The sequence below is a fragment of the Carboxylicivirga caseinilyticus genome, from assembly GCF_050589785.1.
Classification (GTDB): Bacteria; Bacteroidota; Bacteroidia; order Bacteroidales; family Marinilabiliaceae; genus Carboxylicivirga; species Carboxylicivirga caseinilyticus.
In genome coordinates, this window is the sequence record NZ_JBNGOX010000115.1 from 1 (window position 1) to 778 (window position 778).

Annotated in this window: 1 pseudogene; it reads left to right on the forward strand. The window is 40.7% G+C overall.

What is annotated here, in order from left to right:
• Nucleotides 1–107 precede the first annotated feature (107 nt).
• A pseudogene (locus ACRD62_RS22475) lies at nucleotides 108–563 on the forward strand (PQLLE family protein); the annotation flags it as partial.
• Nucleotides 564–778 lie beyond the last annotated feature (215 nt).

Here is a 778-nt window from a genome sequence, read left to right on the forward strand (position 1 = left end):
TTTAAAAACTGAGTAAAAAATTACTATCATTGCAACTTCTCTCAAAGTGGCACAGTTTGACCGATAATGGTGGCATGGTCACTCCGAAATAGCCAGATGACGAAACCTCTGCCGCTTCAGCCTCATTCTCCGATAAAAAAGCAGAATTGGAGAAAGTTTTTAAACTGCAACGCAAAAAAGCAAAGGTTATATTCCGTAACGATAGTTTAACAGCCGACAAATTGGCAATTTCAGGCGAAATGCCACGGACTTATATCAAATGGCTAGAAGCTGCAAAGAAATTTTATAGCGTAGCAACCACCGATACAGCTATTCAAACCAAATTGGCAAGATTAGCAATTACCGCTGACTCATTAGCTGCCGCAAATACATTGATAACTGAACTGGAAGCAGCCAGAGCAGAATACTTAAAAGAAGTTGGAGAATCACAGGATGCAACAAAAGCCAAAGATGCAGCCTTTGCAAAGATGGATGATTGGATGAGCGAGTTCTACGCTGTTGCACGGATTGGATTGGAAGATAATCCACAACTATTAGAAGCGTTAGGCAAAGTAGTTAGATAATAACAATAAGGCCAACTCAATTTGTAAGCACATTGGCAAGTCAAACAGCCTGCCCCGACCCCTCGGGGAGCCAAACTCAAACCAAAACTTGCCAAAGAGCTTACAAAGCCAACCCTAAATGAGGGTGTCCAAAAACTAAACATCAGAACAACGTTAGTTTCAATTTGTAATAAAATATCATTTTATGTCACCCCTAAGTCCCCTTCAGGGGATTT